Source organism: Paenibacillus anaericanus (assembly GCF_003994475.1).
Classification (GTDB): Bacteria; Bacillota; Bacilli; order Paenibacillales; family Paenibacillaceae; genus Fontibacillus; species Fontibacillus anaericanus.
Genome location: NZ_RZNY01000009.1, coordinates 88,479 through 101,662, shown reverse-complemented (window position 1 = coordinate 101,662; position 13,184 = coordinate 88,479). Strand labels below are relative to the sequence as shown.

The 13,184-nt window shown below is 41.1% G+C and carries 14 protein-coding genes and 1 pseudogene; 14 read left to right on the top strand and 1 reads right to left on the bottom strand.

All coding sequences use genetic code 11. From position 1 onward, the window contains the following. The first annotated feature begins 27 nt into the window (after positions 1 to 27). The 12 genes and pseudogenes from EJP82_RS12640 (at position 28) to EJP82_RS12580 (ending at position 10,547) form a co-directional block, all read left to right on the top strand. Positions 28 to 696, top strand: coding sequence for a hypothetical protein (locus EJP82_RS12640; protein ID WP_127192424.1), 669 nt, complete (start codon positions 28 to 30; stop codon positions 694 to 696). Then, a complete protein-coding gene (locus EJP82_RS12635) occupies positions 686 to 1,549 on the top strand; it encodes an ABC transporter ATP-binding protein (RefSeq protein WP_127192423.1) in 864 nt (287 codons plus the stop codon). The genes EJP82_RS12640 and EJP82_RS12635 overlap by 11 nt, the downstream gene beginning before the upstream one ends. Next, positions 1,542 to 2,750 (top strand): hypothetical protein, encoded by a 1,209-nt coding sequence (locus EJP82_RS12630; protein ID WP_127192422.1) that lies wholly within the window; start codon positions 1,542 to 1,544, stop codon positions 2,748 to 2,750. Before EJP82_RS12635 ends, EJP82_RS12630 begins: the two co-directional genes overlap by 8 nt. 18 nt (positions 2,751 to 2,768) lie before the next feature. After that, on the top strand, positions 2,769 to 3,929 hold the full coding sequence (locus EJP82_RS12625; RefSeq protein WP_127192421.1) for a hypothetical protein: 1,161 nt from the start codon (positions 2,769 to 2,771) through the stop codon (positions 3,927 to 3,929). Positions 3,930 to 4,205: 276 nt separating this feature from the next. Continuing rightward, on the top strand, positions 4,206 to 4,433 hold the full coding sequence (locus EJP82_RS12615; protein ID WP_127192420.1) for a PHP domain-containing protein: 228 nt from the start codon (positions 4,206 to 4,208) through the stop codon (positions 4,431 to 4,433). A gap of 176 nt (positions 4,434 to 4,609) precedes the next feature. Then, positions 4,610 to 4,909, top strand: a complete 300-nt coding sequence (locus EJP82_RS28850; protein ID WP_127192419.1) for an RNA polymerase sigma factor — start codon at positions 4,610 to 4,612, stop codon at positions 4,907 to 4,909. A gap of 179 nt (positions 4,910 to 5,088) precedes the next feature. Continuing rightward, the gene (locus EJP82_RS12605) at positions 5,089 to 5,445 is read left to right on the top strand and encodes a hypothetical protein (RefSeq protein ID WP_127192418.1); all 357 of its coding nucleotides are present in this window, start codon (positions 5,089 to 5,091) and stop codon (positions 5,443 to 5,445) included. Positions 5,446 to 5,864: 419 nt separating this feature from the next. Then, entirely contained in the window at positions 5,865 to 6,725 is an 861-nt protein-coding gene (locus EJP82_RS12600) for a 5'-3' exonuclease (protein ID WP_127192417.1), read from the top strand. 245 nt (positions 6,726 to 6,970) lie between these two features. Beyond that, positions 6,971 to 7,402 carry a ParB N-terminal domain-containing protein gene (locus EJP82_RS12595; protein ID WP_127192416.1) on the top strand — a complete coding sequence of 144 codons (432 nt, stop codon included), beginning with the start codon at positions 6,971 to 6,973 and terminating at the stop codon, positions 7,400 to 7,402. A gap of 1,253 nt (positions 7,403 to 8,655) precedes the next feature. Next, the gene (locus EJP82_RS12590; RefSeq protein ID WP_127192415.1) at positions 8,656 to 9,006 is read left to right on the top strand and encodes a phosphoribosyltransferase-like protein; all 351 of its coding nucleotides are present in this window, start codon (positions 8,656 to 8,658) and stop codon (positions 9,004 to 9,006) included. 168 nt (positions 9,007 to 9,174) lie between these two features. After that, a pseudogene (locus tag EJP82_RS12585) lies at positions 9,175 to 9,447 on the top strand (5'-3' exonuclease H3TH domain-containing protein); the annotation flags it as partial. Continuing rightward, positions 9,444 to 10,547, top strand: a complete 1,104-nt coding sequence (locus tag EJP82_RS12580) for a phosphodiester glycosidase family protein (RefSeq protein WP_246054080.1) — start codon at positions 9,444 to 9,446, stop codon at positions 10,545 to 10,547. The pseudogene EJP82_RS12585 and the gene EJP82_RS12580, both read left to right, overlap by 4 nt. A gap of 52 nt (positions 10,548 to 10,599) precedes the next feature. On the opposite strand, the gene EJP82_RS12575 is transcribed toward EJP82_RS12580, so the two are convergent. Beyond that, positions 10,600 to 11,571, bottom strand: coding sequence for a substrate-binding domain-containing protein (locus tag EJP82_RS12575; protein WP_127192414.1), 972 nt, complete (start codon positions 11,569 to 11,571; stop codon positions 10,600 to 10,602). 95 nt (positions 11,572 to 11,666) lie between these two features. Here EJP82_RS12575 and modA point away from each other — a divergent pair, with 95 nt between their 5' ends. Next, positions 11,667 to 12,500 (top strand): molybdate ABC transporter substrate-binding protein, encoded by an 834-nt coding sequence (modA, locus tag EJP82_RS12570; protein WP_211350097.1) that lies wholly within the window; start codon positions 11,667 to 11,669, stop codon positions 12,498 to 12,500. Positions 12,501 to 12,510: 10 nt separating this feature from the next. Beyond that, positions 12,511 to 13,182 carry a molybdate ABC transporter permease subunit gene (gene modB, locus EJP82_RS12565; protein ID WP_127192413.1) on the top strand — a complete coding sequence of 224 codons (672 nt, stop codon included), beginning with the start codon at positions 12,511 to 12,513 and terminating at the stop codon, positions 13,180 to 13,182. The last annotated feature ends 2 nt before the right edge of the window (positions 13,183 to 13,184 follow it).

The following is a 13,184-nucleotide window of genomic DNA, read 5'->3' as shown; positions in this document are numbered from 1 at the left end:
AACCTATATGAAAACGGAGGTATTTCAGTGAGAAAAATCTTCATGATTGCATTAACTATATCCATTTTAATTGGAGGAAGCCTCTACTTCCAAAATCAAAGTAGCTACTCAGAATATGTAAGCATGCAGGAAAACAAAACCATCTCAAAGGAATTAATTACTGTAGATAATAATCCGAAGGATGTAAAGACAGAGAATGAGAATCCGGGCAATGAGGAACCCCCAGAGGATGCAACGCTAGATGATGAGAGGACTTTTGAGGATATTGCCTTGGACAAACGACTTGATGCAGATAGAAAAAGTAATGAAAGAACTTATCGGGAGGAAGGAAGGACAGGGTCATCAATTAGGCCAACGATAGAAATTCCGACTTTGTCTATCGATGATTATATAGGTATCTACAAAACTGTTGATGCATACATGAGAGAAAATTCGGATCGGTTTCCCGAGCCGGCAGACAATGGCACCAGAGGAAGCACTTCTGATCCGAGAATCCAAAATATTCTATATGCAGAAGAAAAATCAGGTATCATAGCAGGATTTGAAGATGAAAACCTGGTGGCATGGGCAGTGAAAAAGCTGGACGGAGCATATACCAACCTCTTGCTAGGGAGAACGTCTGCGGGAGAGGACTGGCAAGTTCTCTCAGAAGGAGACGTATATCAGTTGAGAAAGGAAATTAGCGATGGAAATTAAAGCGGAAAATGTAACAAGAACATTTGGAACGAAACGGGCAATCGATGAACTGAATTTTACATTGCCTGAAGGCGTGTACGGACTTTTGGGAGATAATGGGGCAGGGAAAAGCACCTTGATGAGAATTCTTGTGGCAATCGACCATCAAACCAGTGGCAAGGTTACCTTTAACGGCAAGGATATCTTCCATATGAACGACGACTACCGGAGTCTTGTGGGATATATTCCCCAGGATTTCGAGGTGTATCCCGCGTTTACGGCAACAGAATATCTGGAATATATGGGAGCACTGAAGGGGTTGTCAAAAAAGGAACTGAAGCACAAAGTTCCAGAGGTATTACAGTTTGTCAACCTGGAGAAAGTTGCTAATAAAAAGGTCAAAACCTTTTCCGGAGGGATGAAAAGGCGGGTGGGCATTGCCCAAGCCATCATTAACGATCCAAAGATATTAATTTTTGACGAGCCCACCGCTGGGCTTGACCCCCATGAGCGAATCCGTTTTTCAAACATCATAAGCGAAATGGGACAGGACAAGATCATCTTGTTTTCTACCCACATTATTTCGGATATCGAAGCAATCACCACCAATGTGATCATCCTAAATCAGGGCAAAATTAAAGAGCAAGGTAATGTGCAAAAGATGTTATCCGGGATTAAAGGAAAAGTGTTCACCGAGGAGATGGACAGAGAGCGGCTTGCCTCCTTTAAGAAGGAACACCTGATCGTACGAATTCGGCAGGAAGAAAACGCTGTTAGTGTACGGTACTTGGGAGAACAGGAATCAGGCGCAATCGAATGCGAGCCCACGCTGGAAGATTACTACATCTACTTAGGGAGTGGGAGCCATGCGTAATTTCATTTCACTGGAACTGAAAAAAATACTAAATAAAAATACGGCGATTATCAGCCTACTCTTTCTCACAATTATTCTGATCCCTTTGGTTCAAACCGCCCGGAGTATCGATGTCTTGGATGATGAGGGAACCATACATAGCGGCATTGGGGGCTGGGATATTTTAAGGGAGCGAACGGTTGAGGGCACGATGACGACAGATTATTTATTACAAATGAAACAGAACTACGAAAACAGTGTGGACAAACCTTATATTGAGGGGGAAGTGGATACAGACCGCAAGCTGGGCAAAAAATTGATGTTTCCTCACGATATGCTGAACTGGGAACTGAATTTTCCATATGAAAAGTACCGTGTGCTCGATAACAGCTTAAATTTAACCAATGAGCAGCTCGCCAGCTTTTATGAGGATTGGAAGGGCAGCTTTACCGAATATTTATCCAATGAACAAAATCTATTTCCTTATACAGAGGAACAAATCGAAATCATATCCCAGAAGATGCAAAAAGTATCCACCCCATTTGTATTCAAATACGATAGCGGCTGGGAGTACCTGAAAATAGGTTTATTAAATACGATCTACCTTTTCTTTATGTTCTTAGCCTTTATCCTATGCGAGGGATTCTCCAAAAACAGAAGCAAAGGAATTGACAAGGTGACCTTATCCACCAAGGAGAGCCGGAGGAAGCTGCTCAGCTATAAGCTTGGTGCCGCCTGTGTCTTTTCTACGATAGCCTATTTTGCGTATATTGCGATCGTACTGCTGTTTGTTGCTGTAGTCTATACGCTGCACGGCTGGGACTCTTCGGTTCAAATCGGAACGATTACATTTTATTCCATGAATCAGCTTCAAGAGGCGTTACTCTATATTGCCATGGGATACTATTCCACCCTCGTCGTGACTCATCTTATCCTGTTTTTGTCCGTGATTTTTAAAAGAGGGAAACTGGTATTAGCAATTTCACTGATTTATTTTTATCTCGTCAATACTTATCAGATGGGAAGGGGGGCGCTGATTGAAAAAGTGATGGTCTTCATGCCCCAGAACTTTATCAATAATCTTATAGCCATAGAGAAATTATATTTTGTGGGTAATACCGTGTTTCCTTATGTTTTTGTCGCCCTGTTTCTGGGTACTGTGTACATTCTCTTATCTCGAATCGGTATCTCTATATGGATGAGAAGATATTATTTACAGTAGAGGAAGGTAGGTGAAATCATGAGCTACTTATCAAAATTAAACAGGAGTAAAATCCTAAACATAAACGTATTCGGTTTTTTGTTGGCATTGTTTCTGATCCTTACCTTTTACAACTTAGACACGATCAAAACAGGTTATTTAAATCAGGCAAGATATGAGGTAACAGATGGGACGGAATACCGGTATTTCTATCAGCCGGAGGTATTGGATGAAGATGAGATTAACAAAATTTTGGAAAAATACAGAGAACTTAGCCTACCAGAAGACAGGAATACAGCGGATGTTGCAGATTTGCCAGCCTTGGATATGATTATCCAAGTGTATGGCTGGGACTGGACTGGAATACGGGATGTCTCAGTAGAACAATTCTATCAGGACAGGGCAGGCATCATCAGAAGTGTACAGGAGGAAGAGGGGAGTTCTAGGGAAGGAAACAGCAACGGGACTTTTGCAGCGGCTTCTCTCTCCGAACCTATCCGGATGGGTTATGCTGAGGGCTGGAAGAACGTTAACTCAGGGATGAGCCAGTGTGTTTTAATTGTCCTGGTTCTCATTTCCATTGTACTGGTCCCAATTTTTAATGAAGACGAGACCTTGGGCGTGGACGGACTGGTGAAATCCACGAGGTTTGGGAAACTTAAGCTGAGTAGGATACGGATCATCAACGCCTTCCAACTCTCTTCATTGCTTTATCTGGCGGCGGTGGCGATTTACATTACGCCAATATTCTTTATGTACGGTTTACAAGGAGCGGATTTGCCTATACAAAGTAGTCCACAATTTTTTTTATCAATGGTTGAGGTGAATTATTTAGAGCAGTTTTTGATCAACCTAGTCATTGGATATGTGGCAATCTCACTGATGACAGGGATTACCTTATTGGTCAGCGTATTAGTCACACAGGTTTATACTAGCTACGCCGTATTGTTATTCATCATGGCCGTATCTTACGCCATTCAGATGACTGAGCTTTTCTTCCTGAAGCATTACCTGGGTAATTTTCTACCCGTGCAGATGGCCGAGTTCAGCAGCTATTACTCGAGTTATGAATCCTACGGGGGTATTTCCAAAATGCTCACCGTTCCTTTCATTTCCGTTGTGGTTTTGTTTGTGCTACTGCTGATTTTATCAAAGTTGGTTAATAGAAGGACACATTTTCTACACACAGGAGTAGGCTAAAAGTACAAAAAATATAAAAATAGAATATAATGGTATATTATCTTCAAGAATGTCAATCACGAATGGCTCATAATTCCTTGGGGTTAATCTGGCGCTTTCTGAAAGCCGTGGTTATGGAACAGGGCACGTGGGAACCGACAGAATCCGATACTCTTCAGGGAGCATTGATTTCGCCGATTTTTGCGAATCCTTATCTGCATTATGCGCTGGACTTATGGTTCGAGATTGCAGTATTAACCGCCGGAGTGGTTCCTGTACTGGCGCATCCCGGTCCAGATGGACAACAATTATGCGGCGGTGCCAGAGTGGGCAGAGACTGGGTTGCAGGGCATTGAGGTCAGTCATCCGGATCACTCTCCATTGGACAAGGCTAAAAGCGCGAGCCCTGGAGCACGAGTACGGGTTGATCAAGACTGGCGACTCGTATTTTCACGGTTTCTACGGGGACAAGCCATCTCCGCTTGGTTCGCAAAGTCTGGGGTTGGAATGTGTAGAGGCATTTAAAGCAAAGAGACATTGCTAAATTAAGAAGGCAAATGCAATTCCGAATGGCCATTGATAAGAGGGGATTGGATTGGGCGGAAATAAATATTGATGCAGCCGCGCACTGCCTCCGGGTAGTGCTTCTTTTTTCATGCACAGGAGCAAATACACGTTCATAAACCTGCACACCAAACGGCATGAGCGGGAAATCAAGGGGACGATTCATTGCTTCTTTTTTCTTGACGATTATAGAAGATCAAGATGACAAAGCGTATATCGCACACCTGTATGAAAAATATAACCCGTTGTTGAAAAAACAAGCTCACAGTATCATCTGGGATTATGGAATGGTCGATGACCTGATTCAGGACGCTTTTTCGAAACTCATTCCGAAAATTCCCCTGTTATGGACATTGAACGATTACCAAATAACTTCGTATATCGTGTATACGTTGAGGCATGTGTGCTTGGACTACATCCGTAAAAAAAGCCGATGATTTAAGCATATGTTCTTGGGTGCTACAGAAGATATAGCCTCGGTTTTGAAGGCAACAGGAAATGAATTCACACACAGCATGAAGTGCTGGAACAAGCATTATTTCAGCTAACAGAGAGGGACCGGAACCTGTAGTTCGTTAAAATCCTCATCACTCGAAATGGCCATGTTGCGAGCATAATGAAAAATGTCAATAAAAAAATTATGAATTCATATGAAGAATATTTGCGTCAAGATGATACGAAATCATTAAAGACTTGTCGTGAATATTATTACGGGATTATAGATTTTTTTGCAAAAATGACTGAATTCCCTGAATTTCCTGACAAGTCACAGGTTAAACGAATCAACCCATTTCCGCATAAAACAAGAAAGAAAGCTGAAAAATTGATTCCTTTACACATTGTAAAACAATTCGATCGGGTAATGAAGGATGGCTCGAATTGCATACCACTTGAAATTAGAGTTATGTATTGGTTAATGAGGTCATTTCCTAATAGAATTACAGAAGTTACTTCTATGAACAAACAATGTTAAAAGGCTTTGTATAGTTATTATGTAGTACTCGTTATAATAAGAATGAGATTGAGAAACAGACCCTTACAAAATTAAAGCAGGAAGAGAATGACCGTCTGGCTCAAGAAAATAGCAAATTAGAATTACAATTAGAGAAGCTTAAACATGCGAATAATATCTTATCTGAGAAAAATGAAGAATTTAAAATTAGATTGAAGGTATTTAGAGATTCTCATCATGAAGAAAAACAAGAGTTAGACCACCAAATAAAAATAGTTACAGGAGAGTGTCAACGATTAAGTAATATCCTTATGATGAACAATATATCATTTTAAATAGAGACATGAAGCGTTTGATTATTCGCATTTATTAACATTGCCACTATATACTAAGCGTATTAGAATAGAGGTTAGATAATAAACTAAAGGATGAGCGACTTTATGAACGATAATAAAATACTTGTAGTCGATGGTATGGCTTTATTATTTAGAGCTTACTTCGCACAGTCTTACAGTCCCCGGCGTCTTGAAGATGGTACACCTACTAATGCGATTTATGGATTCTTACAGTATCTTTTTGATGCGGTAAACCAGTTTAGTCCTACTCATGTTGTTTGCTGTTGGGATATGGGAAGAAAGACATTTCGAACGGAGTTATTTGCGGATTATAAATCAAATCGACCAGATGCTCCAGAAGATTTAATCCCTCAATTTTCTCTAGTGAAGGATATTGTGGCAGCTCTAAAAATCCCTAATATAGGACTGGAAGGATTCGAGGCAGACGATTGCATTGGTACAATCTCACAAAAAATCAGTGGTTTAGGTCAAGTGTATATCCTTACAGGGGACCAGGATATGCTGCAGTTAGTTGACGAACGAATTCATGTTGTTATTATGAAGAAGGGCAGATCAAATTATGCAATATATGATCTGGACTTCTTAAAACATGATAAGGGTGTTCAACCGTTTCAGGTTATTGAGATGAAAGGACTCACCGGAGATACAAGCGATAATTATCCAGGGGTCAAGGGCATTGGAGAAAAGACAGCATTAAAGCTATTAACGGAATATAACTCAATAGATGGCATTCTTGAAAATTTAGAAAATTTGCCGAAAAGTGTTAAGGAAAAAATTGAAGCGGATCTGGAAATGCTTCATCTTTCAAGAACTCTTGCTCGAATAAATACAGAAGTACCTATTGATTGTTCCCTTGATGAATGTTTATGGGGAGTTAATTTAGAGACAGCTTCGGATTTGTTTGAAAAGTATAAAATGACCTCATTACTAAAGTTGATAAGTTAATATATTGTTTCCAAGTGTAAATAGCGCCCAGCGCCATCCCTAGGATGGCGTTATTTGCTATTAGCTAGTGAATGTATATCTTTTATTATACTTGAAACTGTCTTTAACTCATTTTTAGTAAAATTCAGAAAAATAGTATTTATTTTATCGATGAGATCACTTTTGATGAGGCATCTACATAAGCAAAAGGGATTGGCGCATCGTTAAGTAAGTATTTAAAAAGAAACTCAGATGACATTAGCTGGGTGGCTATTCAGCTTATTATTAGAGGAGATAGCCCGTTTCATTTCATTGGAACATTAACTGGGAAACGTAATTCTGGAAGGCATGTTACACTTCAAAATTTATATAAAGTATTAAAACTATTGTTTAAGCCAGAACAACTGCTTTCGTTAACCTACTTTAATGCAGTAAAAGAGCAATATAATACTGAATGGTTAGATTATAAGGCTTTTCGCATTACTCATATAGTTTGTTTAAATGCCCTAGCTATTCTAGGGGCTGAAATAATATTGAGAATACCCTCCTCGGAATTCAAACATAAAAATTATCAGCGTATTTTCAAAGATGTTAAAAGGTTAAGGTTCATCGATTGGTCTTCTGAGGGAGCTTTTAAATTCATAAAGGGTATGAGTGGATCTAGGGCGCTAGCTGCTGATTTAATTTCTTCGTTGTAGATCTCCCTGTTCCGTATACTATTAATTGCAATAATGGATGAATACATATTACACTATTTAGAAATGAGGAGTTTCAATATGATATTTGACTGAGGAAATGGATTGTAAAATGAAAAAATGAGATTCATGCAAACCAATAGATGTTTCTGGCGCGGAATTTGCTAAAATGACGTTAAGTACAGCGGGGAAGATCAATAACAAGTCAAGATTAAAGGCAGATCAGAAGCGGAAGAATCCTCTACGGATTCTAGAATAAGTTGGGCGCGGCTGGGTCAAGAAGGTGGATCGTTTCCTACGGCAACTAACATGAACACAAGGTGGCAAGTAGAATCAAAGATGCAATGGAACGTTCCTTGCCTGGGAACAGACTGGTTCATTAAGCTGCAAGTACAATCGAAGAAGCCCTGCTAAGGACAACAACTAACACTATATTCCGGCTTCGGAGCATCCGCCCCTCCGTCAGGCCGAATCAGTTAGAAGCGGATTCGATCGAGGCATTTGGCAGTCAACATTCAGCGGACACATCCGCACCGACTAACCACATCGCGGCCGGACTGCTGGCGCAGCCTTAAGTGGGTGGGACGTTGGGAATCATCTTATTATGTAGGATCTCTTTTAAAATATGCATCTCCATGCGTGCTCAAAATTAATTTTGTGTCACCAAAAACAGGGTTGGAGGAATTGGATGGAAAATGTCGAATAATATCCAATAGAATCGATTTTAACACAAAGTGGGCTTATTAATGGATATTGTTGCTTTAAACAATCGACTGTGTGATAAATGGTGAATATTGGACCCTCAGAAACGTAATGAGATGGAGGAAAGAATTGCACGATGGTTAATGCAAATGCCTTCTGATGAAGTCAAAAATATATTGCTCCATCTACTCGAACATTTCGAATATTATAGCGAGGCGAGAGTTGGCGGGCAATTGAAGTACCTTTACGAGCAAAGATTGTTAAACCATTATGCTTCGAATAAGGAGCTCTTCGATGATTCCAGGTTTTTTCCCATTACAAAGGATAATCGGAAGACGAGTTCCCATGAGATGTACTAAGGGAAATTCGTCGGAATGTTGAGTAAGCACGTCTGCCTGGATAATGCCGTGTTTTATTTAAAAAGGCAGGGGAAATGTGTACCGAATTTTGAGGTGTTAGTCGATGAATAAGGTAAGATTCAGAATGAAATAAAAGCCTTAGGAGAGTCAATCAAAGACAAACCGGAAGTTGCTAAAGACATAAATAAACGGATTGTGAAGCAAGAGAAACGGCTTCTTGGAGTCAAACGCAAGAGCTATGAGGTGCAAGAAGATTTTGATTTGTTGCAAGTTAATAATTACATTTTTGTAGACGATATGATTGGAACCGGAGAGACGATGGAGAAGTTCCTGATTAAATTTATGGATCATTTTCCGAAAACTAAGCTAAGAAGCATTGAAGATGTTCATATCTATTTATTCGTCCTTGAGGCTTGTGAACATGGCGTAGATAGACTAATCTCATTCTGCGAGAAAAATGGCATGAAAGCAGTGGGTGGCAAGCGTTATTTCCTCGTAACAAGCATCACAAGCCGAATTCGAAGCAGAAGAAAAACGCGGCGATGAACCTCGCGCTTGAAAGGAAAGGGTATTACAGAAAATGAACCTTAAGACGGAACTAATTTTGATCTACACCAATTCCGTTAAAGGGAAGAGAGACCGACTCTGTTGAAGTTAAACCGTCCTGCCGAAGTGGTTTATTTCCCTTTGGATTTCGAGAAGAAATTTAAAGGAAAGACAGCGATGAAGTTGATACAGGAGTACGGATCAGTTGAGGGGATTCTCGATAACTTGGATAAGCTGACCAAATCAGTCCGCACCAAAATTGAAGTTGATCTTGAGATGCTGGAGCTTTGTAGAGGGCTTGCCCGGATTCGGTGTGATGTTGAACTTGTATGTCATGCAGATACCTGTCGATTCGAGCTTAACCCGGTTCAAGTGGTCTCTAAGTTTGAAGAATTAGAGATGGCAAGCGTATGTTCATGGATGGGAGTTGCAGTAGTTTGACAAGTAAATCTGGAAGATTTAGAAAAACTCTAATTGCTTTGATACTCCTGGTTTTCTTAGGACAGTTGTTTGAGAGTGGCAATATTACTCTAGCAGCATCCAACTCGGGGATAAAAAGCGCAACTAAGAAAGTGAAGGTAGGCAACAAGAATTTCACTGTTCAAACGGTTCAGATTCCAAAGGGTACACCCGTTACCGTCGGACTGGCTAAAGGGCAGGTAGGCAGTACAGAGAAATTTGAGGGAATCATTTCTAGATATAAGGGTGAAGCCGCAATAAACGGAGCATTCTTCGAAGCTTATGGTGGTCCACCAGATCCTTATGGTACCTTAATTGCGGGTGGCCGCTTTATGCATAATGGTGGATACGGTACGGTCATTGGATATCTGGCAGACGGTACAGCATTAATGGACACACTGCGTACTTCGATCAAAGGAAAAGTTAAGAAACCTGATGGTAAAACGCTTGGTTGGTATGTGACTTTCTTGAATCGCGAACCAGCCAAAGGAAGTAATGTTAGCATCATGTACACACCTGATCGAGGAACCAAAGTAGGATTCTCTGGTGGTATTGCTGTCACTATTGTTGAAGGCAAGGTAACGAAGAACGAGAATAATAATAATGCATCAATTCCTGCGAATGGTTATGTAATTGTATTTAGTGGAACAGAACAGAGTAGTGCTGAACGTTTTGTCATAGATAGTGAAGTTGAGCGGACCTTTACGTACAAGGATGCTTTGGGAAATCTAATTCCTTGGGAAGAGGTTATAGCAGCTGTTGGTGCAGGCCCGCGTCTAGTGAAGGATGGCAAAGTATCGCTTGATGCCGCTAATGAAGGATTCAAGGATCCGAAAATATTAACGGGCTCGGCTGCACGTAGTGGTATCGCGATCATGCCGGACGGATCTACACTTTTAGCCACCGTCTCAGGTGCAACTATGAAGCAGTGGGCTGAAATTATGAAGTCACTGGGAGCGAAGCAGGCCATGAATCTAGATGGTGGTGCCTCATCAGCCCTTTATGGTGGTGGCAAAGTATTGACTCCTGCAGGTCGATTGTTAAGCAATACACTCATTTTTGGTGCTCAAGTTTCGAAGTAATAAAAAGGGTGTCCCAAGTGCAGAATGATCTGCACTGGGACACCCTTTGTTGTTAGGTTTCGTATAGGACCTGTCCAGTCAGAGACAAATCGTAGCCTTGAATGGACAGAAGTTCCTGACGGAATTCAGAAGAGCGTAATATCTGCAGTAGTTGAGCAATCCATTCTATATTTTGCGGCTTCTTTAATACGATAAGATCGTACCGTTCTTTTATAAGTGGTATGAATTCCACTTCGTTGAACAATGAAACTGCATTCTGTATGCCTACCCCGACATCGGCGGTTCCTGCAGAAACCCGTCCAGCTACTCCCATATGACCGGTTTCTTCTTGTACATATCCTTTAATCAGATTGCGGTCAATTCCATGTATCCGAAGCTGCTCATCAAGCAGTACCCTTGCTCCAGATCCTTTCTCGCGATTGATCAAAGTGATCCCCGGCTTACTCAGATCACTCCATTCTTGTAAGTTGTGTGGATTCCCTTTACGGACATATAATCCGGCAATCCTTTGTAGGAGATTTACGACCATATAAGAATGACCGGCTAATATTTTGGTGACATAGGGAATGTTATACTCACCGCTGTCACCATCTAGTAAATGGGAGCTTACGATGTCACTTTGTCCACGGTACATGGAGATCAGACTGTCGAGGCTCCCGTCATGGGAGCGTAACGATCGGTAAGTCGGGGCCATCTTTTCCAGATGTCTTGCCAGCAAATCCAAACTGAGATCTTGACCCGTGATAACTAGAGTTCTTTGGGACTGTGCTACTCCACTTGTTGGATCGAGCGCAGAATTTGGTGGGATTACGCCCATCGTAACATCGTTAGATATACTCTGGCGGGAGAGTCCGTCGTTCTTTGTATTTGATTTGTACTGCTCCAAGTCAAGAGCATCAATTCTCATTTGCTTGCCAACGCGGTAGGCAGGGAGCTCGCCTTTTTTAATTAGGTCATATACGGTTAATTTGGATACTTTGAGTAGTTTGGCAACTTCTTCAGTTGTATAGGTGATATCGTTCATAGGCTCCTCCTGTTTAACTAGTTATATCTAATTATATACAAACCATACTAGATATAATATAATAATGAGAAATTATACCAAAAGAGGGTGGAGACATGCTTCAAGATTCAATATACAGTAAAAAAATGAGGTTTGCTATTATTCTTATACTTATGTTTGGGCTGTTAATTACCGCTTGTGGTAAAAGTGAAGAAGCAACAGTAAATAGTACAGTCGAGCCTACCGAGCAGAATACTATTACTTTGACGGTATCGGCAGCTGCAAGCTTGAAAGACAGCTTGGAGGAGCTTACTCCGATATTTGAAGACCTGAATCCCAGTATTAAGTTAGTTTATAACTTTGGAGCCTCCGGGTCGTTGCAGAAGCAGATCGAACAAGGGGCACCAGTCGATCTTTTCCTATCCGCAGGAAAGAAACAAATGGATGCGTTGATTGATAAAAAGTTAGTTCTGGCGGATCAGAGTATATCTTTGTTATTGAATAGTCTTGTCCTTATCGTAAAGAGTGACGCAGAGGGGATACCAGATCAATTGGAAAACCTAAAAGACGTTGCTATTCATAATATAGCGGTTGGTGAACCGGAGGTTGTACCAGCAGGTACTTATGCTCGTGAAACCTTGGAGAGTGAGGGGTTATGGGAAGAATTACAACCCAAAATGGTGTTTACTAAGGATGTAAGTCAAGTGCTGACTTATGTAGAGTCTGGTAATGCGGATGCGGGTTTTGTCTACCTCACGGATGCTTTGTTATCAGACAAAGTTAAGATGGCATTTCAAATAGATGCATCTAAACATAAATCCATTCTTTATCCTGCCGGCATTATCGCAGAGACTAAACACAACGGTGAGGCAGAGCAATTACTGCAATTTCTGCAAAGTAAAGAAGCCCAAGATGTATTTGTAAAGTATGGGTTTACCATACCGGAATGAGGAATGAAATATGTATCCCAATGAGTTTTGGTCACCTGTAGTATTATCCCTGAAAGTTTCTTCGTTAGCAGGTCTGATTGCTTTTATCTTGGCGGGGTATGTTGCATGGAAAATGACAGGGAGAAGATTTAGAGGTAAGTTGGTTATTGAAACACTGATTATGTTACCGATGGTCTTACCCCCGACCGTAGTTGGCTTTCTATTGCTTGTAGCGTTTGGCCGTAGAGGTGTCATAGGAAGATTATTTGAACAAATGTCGGGACTTCCTATTGTTTTTACGTGGGGGGCAGCGGTCATAGCTGCGAGCGTGGTAGCTTTTCCATTGGCATATCAGTCGGCCAAAGCTGGTTTTGCCTCAATCGATCGTGATTTAGCAGCGGCTGGCCGTTCCATGGGCGCTTCCGAATGGCAGTTGTTATTGTGGGTTATCATTCCTTTAGCTCGTCGCGCGCTAATAACGGGATTTGTATTGGCATTTACTAGAGCTTTAGGTGAGTTTGGGGCTACTTTGATGTTGGCAGGTAATATCCCTGGCAGAACTCAGACATTACCTACCGCCATTTACATGGCGGTAGAATCTGGTGATATGAAGTTAGCATGGGTTTGGGCAGGGTTAATGGTATTGATATCGTTTGGTTTACTAGCATTCTTTGGTCCTCGTTCAGAACAAGATGAAGTGTAACA

Excerpts from the sequence above, each read along its gene's own strand:
- modA (WP_211350097.1), top strand. The coding sequence starts at position 11,667 with ATGCTTCAAGATTCAATATACAGTAAAAAAATGAGGTTTGCTATTATT.
- EJP82_RS12600 (WP_127192417.1), top strand. The coding sequence starts at position 5,865 with ATGAACGATAATAAAATACTTGTAGTCGATGGTATGGCTTTATTATTT.
- modB (WP_127192413.1), top strand. The coding sequence starts at position 12,511 with ATGTATCCCAATGAGTTTTGGTCACCTGTAGTATTATCCCTGAAAGTT.
- EJP82_RS12575 (WP_127192414.1), bottom strand. The coding sequence starts at position 11,571 with ATGAACGATATCACCTATACAACTGAAGAAGTTGCCAAACTACTCAAA.
- EJP82_RS12630 (WP_127192422.1), top strand. The coding sequence starts at position 1,542 with ATGCGTAATTTCATTTCACTGGAACTGAAAAAAATACTAAATAAAAAT.
- EJP82_RS12635 (WP_127192423.1), top strand. The coding sequence starts at position 686 with ATGGAAATTAAAGCGGAAAATGTAACAAGAACATTTGGAACGAAACGG.
- EJP82_RS12615 (WP_127192420.1), top strand. The coding sequence starts at position 4,206 with ATGGACAACAATTATGCGGCGGTGCCAGAGTGGGCAGAGACTGGGTTG.
- EJP82_RS12605 (WP_127192418.1), top strand. The coding sequence starts at position 5,089 with ATGAAAAATGTCAATAAAAAAATTATGAATTCATATGAAGAATATTTG.
- EJP82_RS12625 (WP_127192421.1), top strand. The coding sequence starts at position 2,769 with ATGAGCTACTTATCAAAATTAAACAGGAGTAAAATCCTAAACATAAAC.
- EJP82_RS28850 (WP_127192419.1), top strand. The coding sequence starts at position 4,610 with ATGAGCGGGAAATCAAGGGGACGATTCATTGCTTCTTTTTTCTTGACG.